This is a genomic window from Methanobrevibacter sp. (assembly GCF_017468685.1).
GTDB lineage: Archaea > Methanobacteriota > Methanobacteria > Methanobacteriales > Methanobacteriaceae > Methanocatella.
This window is the reverse complement of the sequence record NZ_JAFUHT010000047.1, coordinates 1-7558: the sequence shown is the minus strand read 5'-3', so window position 1 is coordinate 7558 and position 7558 is coordinate 1. Positions and strand designations below refer to the sequence as shown.

10 protein-coding genes are annotated in these 7558 nt (G+C 33.1%); 7 read left to right on the top strand and 3 right to left on the bottom strand.

Features of this window, described 5'->3' with window-relative positions:
* Positions 1-241: 241 nt before the first annotated feature.
* The gene (locus tag IJ258_RS06200; RefSeq protein WP_292804484.1) at positions 242-1093 is read right to left on the bottom strand and encodes a hypothetical protein; all 852 of its coding nucleotides are present in this window, start codon (positions 1091-1093) and stop codon (positions 242-244) included.
* A gap of 235 nt (positions 1094-1328) precedes the next feature.
* Here IJ258_RS06200 and IJ258_RS06195 point away from each other — a divergent pair, with 235 nt between their 5' ends.
* Genes IJ258_RS06195 through IJ258_RS06170 form a run of 6 tightly spaced genes read left to right on the top strand, consistent with a single transcriptional unit; the run spans position 1329 to position 4457 of the window.
* On the top strand, positions 1329-2372 hold the full coding sequence (locus IJ258_RS06195; RefSeq protein WP_292804481.1) for an NAD(P)-dependent glycerol-1-phosphate dehydrogenase: 1044 nt from the start codon (positions 1329-1331) through the stop codon (positions 2370-2372).
* The gene (locus tag IJ258_RS06190; protein ID WP_292804478.1) at positions 2373-2810 is read left to right on the top strand and encodes a UPF0179 family protein; all 438 of its coding nucleotides are present in this window, start codon (positions 2373-2375) and stop codon (positions 2808-2810) included. It begins immediately after the preceding gene.
* Entirely contained in the window at positions 2811-3497 is a 687-nt protein-coding gene (gene rpiA, locus IJ258_RS06185) for a ribose-5-phosphate isomerase RpiA (RefSeq protein ID WP_292804474.1), read from the top strand.
* Positions 3498-3505: 8 nt separating this feature from the next.
* Positions 3506-3721: a hypothetical protein gene (locus IJ258_RS06180; RefSeq protein WP_292804471.1), complete on the top strand. Its 216-nt coding sequence runs from the start codon at positions 3506-3508 to the stop codon at positions 3719-3721.
* Between the two features lie 47 nt (positions 3722-3768).
* On the top strand, positions 3769-4173 hold the full coding sequence (locus IJ258_RS06175) for a secondary thiamine-phosphate synthase enzyme YjbQ (protein ID WP_292804468.1): 405 nt from the start codon (positions 3769-3771) through the stop codon (positions 4171-4173).
* A 23-nt stretch (positions 4174-4196) separates the two neighbouring features.
* Positions 4197-4457 carry a winged helix-turn-helix domain-containing protein gene (locus tag IJ258_RS06170; RefSeq protein ID WP_292804465.1) on the top strand — a complete coding sequence of 87 codons (261 nt, stop codon included), beginning with the start codon at positions 4197-4199 and terminating at the stop codon, positions 4455-4457.
* Between the two features lie 178 nt (positions 4458-4635).
* Here IJ258_RS06170 and pheT read toward each other — a convergent pair whose 3' ends face one another.
* Together pheT and IJ258_RS06160 are read right to left on the bottom strand one after the other, a co-directional pair.
* On the bottom strand, positions 4636-6294 hold the full coding sequence (gene pheT / locus IJ258_RS06165; RefSeq protein ID WP_292804462.1) for a phenylalanine--tRNA ligase subunit beta: 1659 nt from the start codon (positions 6292-6294) through the stop codon (positions 4636-4638).
* A gap of 14 nt (positions 6295-6308) precedes the next feature.
* Positions 6309-6665 carry a hypothetical protein gene (locus IJ258_RS06160; protein WP_292804459.1) on the bottom strand — a complete coding sequence of 119 codons (357 nt, stop codon included), beginning with the start codon at positions 6663-6665 and terminating at the stop codon, positions 6309-6311.
* A gap of 197 nt (positions 6666-6862) precedes the next feature.
* On the opposite strand from IJ258_RS06160, the gene IJ258_RS06155 reads away from it, so the two are divergent.
* On the top strand, positions 6863-7423 hold the full coding sequence (locus IJ258_RS06155) for a hypothetical protein (RefSeq protein ID WP_292804456.1): 561 nt from the start codon (positions 6863-6865) through the stop codon (positions 7421-7423).
* Positions 7424-7558 lie beyond the last annotated feature (135 nt).

The window sequence follows — 7558 nt, the reverse complement described above, 5'->3', positions numbered from 1 at the left end:
AACACGTGATGGATTAATTAGATGGATCAGATTACAAAAAATCCGCTGGACAGAACGAAATGTCCTGACCCAAAAAAACATGAAAATTAAAACAAACATTCAAAAAATCAATTCTGCATCATGACAATTTTGGACAGAGCCTTATTTTTATTCTGCATTTCAAAATACAGTAAATTTCATATTTTTTCTGGTTAGTTTTTGTTTAAATGTTTGTAAAGGGAGAAATGGAATGGTTATCCCCTTATTTATGTATTAGTGTTAGTAGTGTTGTTTTTTCTATATCTAGGATTTTAGATACTTCGTCTTCTGTGAATGTTTTTAATAATTTTTTAATAATTTTTCTTTCTCCTTTTTTTTCACCATCTTCTCTTGCATTGTTTTCTATTTCGGATATTACTCCTTCTATTTTTTCACTCAATCCGATCATATCCATTAGTTCATCTTGTTTTTCTTCATCAATGTATTCAATGATGTTCAGATACATTGCAAGCACTACATCATCCACCTCATCGGCTGGAATGCAGTTTTTTTTCTCTTTAATGTATTCACACATTTCTCTGGTTATTTCTGCTTCACTTTCTTCGGTTTTGAATAGTGGCAGTGCAATCATCAAAGAGCAATCATAGGGGTTCAATTTATAATTGTGTTTAAATTTGTCGCGTAGAATACTTAAATCTTTCTGTTTATTGATTGTTTTAGTTTTAATAATTCGTGGACAGAATATTAAAGGTTTATTCTTATAGCTACTTATAATTCCTTTATCAGAAATTGTAATAATTATAAAATCCACATGTGCCTTCTTTTTGCAGTGTACTCTGTCAAAGTAATTATATAATTGTTTTAAATCTTTTGTTCTCAATGCATTCTTCTTGAATTCAAACAGTATGATTTTTCCAGATTTTGTCACAGCGGCAAAATCGAGGAAGTTGTTGAATATTTTAGGTTTTTTGAGATTTTCAAGACCTATGATTTCTGTTGGAGATATTTCAACAATCTCTTCGTTGATTTCCAGTATCTTCAAAATGAAGTTGGCGAAATACATGAAGCATATCTTGAACATCAAATCTCGGTTGATTCTGTTTTCCTGAGCCATGGTAATCCTCTTTAATCCATTACGAAAATTGTGTAAATCATTTATTAGATTATCAAGCATCATATATAAAGAATTGCTTTTATTTGAGCTCAATTTAACGTTTTAAGAGCAATATTGATGTTTTAGTGTTATATTTTGATGTTGGAACAATATTGGTGGGGTTGCTAGAATTAAAAAATTATTTATAATTATTATCTACATATATATTAATGTATAATTAATTTCAGGAGATATTATGAGCAATAGGAAAATACAAATGCCTCGTGAAGTTTACATTGATCCGGGTATTATAAAGGATACTGGTGAAATTTGTAAATCATTGCATTTAGATAAAAAGATTTTAATCGTTACAGGTGAACATACATATGATGTAGGTGCAATACCTGTAATGGAAAGCCTTGAAAAAGCTGACATTGAGTTTGATGTGACTAAAGTTAGCAAAGCAACTTATGATTCAATATCTGAAGTTGAAGAACTTATTACTCCAGACACTACTGTTTTAGGTATTGGTGGGGGAAAAGTAATTGATGTTGCCAAGCTCTCTTCTCATAATCAGGGCGTTTATTTTGTATCCATGCCTACAACCGCTTCACATGATGGTATCGTATCTCCTTTAGCTTCAATTAAAAATCCCAACACTTCAACATCTGCCAAAGCACAGTCTCCAATAGCTGTAATTGCAGATACTGAAATCATAGCTCAGTCTCCATTCAGACTACTGTCCGCAGGCTGTGCCGATTTGATTGCCAATTTCACTGCTATCAAGGATTGGGAATTGGCTCACAGATTAAAGCATGAGCCAATCAGTGAATCGGCAGCGGCACTGTCAATAATGTCAGCTCATTTGATAACTGACAATGTGGCCAACATCAAGCCTAATCTTGAAGCCAGTGCAAGAATAGTCATGAAATCACTGTTCAGTGGAGGAATGGCAATTAGCATTGCAGGCTCATCACGCCCTGCAAGCGGATCTGAACACCTTTTCTCACATGCTCTGGATAAAATCGCAGACAAACCTGCACTTCACGGAGAGCAATGTGGTATAGGTACAATATTGATGATGTATCTTCACGGAGGGGACTGGAAAGCAATAAGGAATGCTCTTAAGGCAGTACAGGCACCAACCACTGCAAAAGAACTGAATATTCCTGATGGGGATATTATTGAAGCATTGGTTATGGCTCATAAAATCAGGCCTGAAAGATACACTATTTTGGGAGATAATGGAATTTCAAAAGAGGCGGCTTACGAGCTGGCTTATAAAACAGAGGTGATTTAGATGATTACATTGATAGGTAAAGATTTAGCAAAGGAAGGTCAGGAATTCGTTTTTTTAGGTCCTGCTGATGAATGTGAAAATTGCCGGTTTAAATCATCCTGCATAGGCAATTTGGAGTTGAACAGAAAATATGTTGTCACAGGCATTAAAGAAAATGAACAAAATTGTCCAATTCACTCTGGAGGAAAAGTAATTCCAGTTGAAGTCGATAGGGCTAAAATAGATATTTTGACAACTTCAAAAAATATTTTTGAAGGATCAACATTCACATTTAATGCACCTGATTGTGATGAGAATTGTGAGTTTCATGATTTGTGTTTCCCTGACGGTTTGGTTGAAAACGATAAATGTATCGTTCTGGACAATGGTGGAAAACATAAAGAGGAATGTAAAAAAGGTTATAAGCTTAATAAATTAACATTAGGATTTGTGATATAAATGAAAGACACTAGTAGTAATAGTTCTTCTAAAAAGAATGCCGGATATAAAGCTGCTGAATATGTTGAAGATGGAATGGTTTTAGGACTGGGTACCGGTTCAACCACACATTTTTTCATTGAAAAAGTAGGAATGAGAATAAAGGAGGAAGGGATTAAAGTAATGGGAATTCCAACATCATTTCAATCATTGTTAATAGCTAAACAATGGAACATTCCAATAACTACCTTAGAAGAGCAGGATATTGACTTATCAGTTGATGGAGCAGATGAAGTTGACGCTGATTTCAATTTAATTAAAGGTGGAGGAGCAGCACACACTAAAGAAAAGATTGTTGATTATGCTGCAGACAAGTTCATAGTCATTGTGGATGAATCAAAAGTGGTTGAAGAATTGGGAAATTTCCCAGTACCTGTAGAAGTGCTTCCTGATGCATCAAGAATGGTTATAAAAGCATTGGAGGATATGGGTGCAACTTGTGAGATTAGAATGGCTCAAAGAAAAGACGGACCTGTAATCACCGACAATGGCAACTTCGTAATCGATGCCAAATTTGATAAGATTGACTCTCCGGCACACATGGAAATTGACTTGAACTCAATACCTGGTGTGGTTGAAAACGGAATATTCTCACAGATGGTTGATAAGGTAATCATCGGAACAGATGACGGTACCAAAGAGTTGTAGTGATACTAATGCCTATGTTTGACATTCCTGATATTAAGGATTTGACCTATAAGATTGCAATCGTATTTGGAGCGATAATTGTAATTTATGGCGTATTATGGTTACTTGTTAATCTGGGAGTGATTCCAGCAATAATTGCAGCGGTATTTCCTCAAATTGTGCTAATAATCATTGGATTGTTCATAATCTATACTGCAATTGATAGAAGAAACAAATATTATTAATTTTTTTTTCTTTTTCTTTTTATATTAGATTGACTAATAATTAATTAATGACAGTCAGAACTCATTTTTTAAAATTAAATACAAATAAAAACTTTGAAATCATTGATATCACTTCAAAAATCAATGAATTGATTGACATAGAAACAGGTTTAATCTCAATTTTTTCAAAACATTCCACTTCGGCCATTGTCGTTAATGAAAACGAGGCAGGTTTGCTTGGGGACTTGGAATTCACTTTGGATAATTTAATTCCGAATAAATTCTCATATAATCATGACAGGATTGACAATAATGCACACTCACACCTGAAGTCATTTCTCCTTTCATCAAGTGAGTGTCTGCCGATTAAAAATAATAAATTGGATTTAGGCACTTGGCAGTCAGTATTTTTCATTGAACTTGATGGGCCAAGAAGCAACAGAACAATAACTTTAACTATAATTGGAGAGTAATATATTATTAAGATGTGATTATTATGGATGATGAGACATTAAAGACTTACGGTTATGTAATCAGTTCCTCATATAGAGAGAAATCTGTCAAATCATTAAATGATGGGGATAAAATACCTACGGATTTGGCTGAAGACATTGGAATTCGTACAAATCACATTTCCAAGGTTCTGCGTGAACTTAAGGAATGTGGTGTTGCCGAATGCATCAATGAGGAAAAACGCAAAAATAGAGTGTATAGACTAACTTCCAAAGGTGAAGATATAGCTAAACTTATTGATTAATATTTATTTTTTGACGTGGTGGGATATAATTGAGAAGATGGACAATAATTTTGATGGCTTTTATAATTCTTTTACTTATTTTAATCTTCCTTTTCAATAATTATGATGCCATACCACAGATGAGCAATTACTCTCAAATGGAAACACAAATGAGAAAATTATGGTATTGAAAAAGAATTTATTTGTTGATAAATTCAATTTCAAATGCAATAACAGGATAATCTAGGGTAAAATTAGTAATTACTTCAGGTGAAACCTCACCGAAGAAACCTTCAATTGAACCTGCGTTAGAAACTCCAGTCACATCAGCAACTCTGCCTTCAATGAAAGTCCTGTTTTTGCTGTCTGATATTTCCATTGTGTATCCTAAGTTGGATAAAACACTGCTCATTACAGATTTGATTTCAGTAAAGTTAGCAGTTGAATGGCAAATCACTGCAGCTAATTTTTTGGATGAAACAGTCTTGTTTTCTTTTGATTCATCAAGGTATAAGACATCACCGATTTCAAAGATCTTTTGAGGCAAGTCTTCATGCTTGTTGTCCTCTAAAAATTCCATCAGTGAATTAATTAAGCTTGTTCTAATCATGGTTCTGTCGATTGTAATCGGCCTTGCAACCTGAACGTGAGGTTTTTCTTCCTGGTTCATTTTGGTGTAGTGAGCATCTTCACTGGTAAGCATAAGACTCATAACTTCCTGGAATCCCAAACCGATCATGACTTCACGAATTGTTGATTCAGCTTTAAACCAATTGTTTTCATAAGCAACGGTGTTGATTTCAGGCAATTTAGCTTCAACACTGTTAATATGATATTGAACAGCAATATTTTCAACAATGTCCACTTCATGAAGGATGTCCACTCTGTAAGCAGGAATAATTGCTTTTACTTCATTGTCATTTAATATTTCAGCATCAAAACGAGCTTTTAAGAGCAAATCATGAATGTCCTGTGCGGTTAAATCGGTTCCGCCAATCAATTCGTTAGCAGTATCAACATGAACATTCATCTCCTGTGGAGTTAAATCCGGGGAAGTAATGGTTTTGTCACTGTATTTGACTTCCATAGATTTGATTTCTCCTCCAACTTCAGCAAATGAAGAGCAGATAATGTTTAGCGCTTGATTGACTGCCCTTTCATCAGTACCGGTTACATCAACAATGATGTTTCTAGTATCTTCCCTGATTTTGGTCAGCTCACCGTTGATGATTGGAGGCATGGACAATACATTGTCATCTTTATCTAAAATTAAAGGATATTTGTCAAAGTCTTCAATCAAATGAGCATAATCTTTACCTTTGTCATGCTCGGTTAAGATTTCCTGAGGAGTCATTTCTGTATCTTTTTCTAAAGGAACGAATGCATTTGCATCTTTAGGTGTTGCAATGTATTTGTATGGGGCGGTTACTACGTCTGCATTATGTATACCGATTGCCACTTTTTTCCTGTCCCTTCCAATAACCCAGTGGAGGTTTTCCTGGAAATCCATTACATATTTGAGTTTATCGCCAGTAAAATCAACATTGTCAATCTTTGCAAAAGCAATATATGGTCTGATTTTGGCAACTTCCGCTTCAACAATTACTTCTTCATTGGAAGGCACTACTTTATAGTCAGGCAAACCTATTTCCTGACCGATGAACCCCTTAAATGATCTTGCCACTCCTTCAACAGATAAGTTGTCCGGACGGTTTGGGAAGAATTCGACTTTGATTTCCTCGTCATCAAAATCTTCAATATCACTAGACATCATTGGTAAAGTGTCTATCAGTTCATCTTTGTCCATATCTATTCCTAATTCTTTTAAATCATCATATTTGAATGTTATAACTGGCATTTAATAACTCCTATTTAAAATCCATAAATTAACATGAAAAATAGAGATTCAATAACAAAATGAAGTGCTCTATGCTCTAACTCGCCCATATCTCTTATTAAAATAGTATGGGTTACATCAATTACAAAATGAATAAGGGCTGCTTGTATTCCAATCACTGGATTCAGGAAAACTATTGACAATACAATGAAATGGAATCCTGCTTCCATGCTTTCATGTGCCAGCCAAGTCTGCCAGGTTGAATGAGTGGATTGTTGAATCAAACCTCCTAATAGGATATAGAAGTTATTGAATACCTTCCACATCAAGGTGGTGTGCAATACATCACTTATAGCTAAAACAACGGCAACATAAAACCATATTAATTCCATTTTTACACAGTCCTAATTTTTGATAATATTAATAATATGATTTTATTATATAATATAGTTAACTATTAATCCATTGTTCTTGCTTTGAAAAATTATTTTTACTTTCAAATATTAATTTAACCTTGTAAAATTGCTTTGATTTATAACTAAATGATTTATATAGTTTGTAAATAAAAATAAATCTGGGTGTAATGATTATGATTAAATTTAATGCTTTTTCACGATTAAAAAATTTTTTTAGCAGATTCAATCCTTTAAATTCATTCAAATGGGAGGGGTCTAATGATGAGAATATAGAACCACCTTCATCAAGAAATTTGTTAGAGGGGTTAATTAAAAAGTATCCAAATATGGAATATATTATTTTAATATCAATATATCATTTGATGAATACTCAAAATTCTAATAAGGAATATTTGACAGTAGTGAATAAAGATTTAAGATTAGTTTGTGATTTGGTGGAAGGTAATGAATTGATTGTGGAAACACCTATTCAACTTGAAAGTGAAGGTGAAAAAGATAATCTTTTAATAGCAACTCATAATCATTTTTTTGGTGCGATTATTCCATCATTGGGAGATATTTGTAATGCATTAAATCATAAATGTAAATTAATTTCCATTGTTTCAGATAATAATATTGGCATAATATTTATAGGATATGATGGAAGTTGTGATGAGGAGCTGATAAATGTTTTTGAAACTTTTCATGGTTATCTTGATATTTGTTTTAACTTTGAAAGAAATGATGAATTATAGTTAATTACCAAACTTTTGGTATATATGTTTCAAACCATTTGTCATATACTTTTGTATCTAAAATCGATTCAAAGTAAGTATTTATAGTTAATTCATGTAAAAATTCTTTTGATTTTAGATAATGATGTTTTATTT